This is a genomic window from Staphylococcus sp. CoH_129_LAB_1, assembly GCF_058191515.1.
Map to the genome: position 1 here is coordinate 1 of NZ_JBXWKZ010000084.1, position 255 is coordinate 255.

Consider the following 255-nt stretch of genomic DNA (forward strand, 5'->3'; position numbering starts at 1 on the left):
GTGCTGATCTTCCGGCAGTACTTCCTGCAGCTGCCGCGTGAGCTGTTCGACGCGGCGCGGATCGACGGCGCCGGGGAGTTCACGCTGCTCTGGCGCGTGGCGCTGCCGCTGGTGCGCCCCGCGCTGGTCACGGTGCTGCTGCTGACCTTCATCGGCCCGTGGAACGAGTTCCTCTGGCCGTTCCTGATCACGAAGGAGGCGAGCCTGCAGCCGCTGGCCGTCTCGCTGGCGAACTACATCAGCACGGTCGCGGCC

General features: G+C 69.0%; 1 protein-coding gene. It reads left to right on the top strand.

The window, feature by feature from the left end; all coding sequences use genetic code 11:
- Positions 1-255, top strand: a 255-nt coding sequence (locus AC2FB1_RS11220) for an ABC transporter permease subunit (RefSeq protein WP_490675287.1), incomplete at both ends; no start/stop codon positions are given.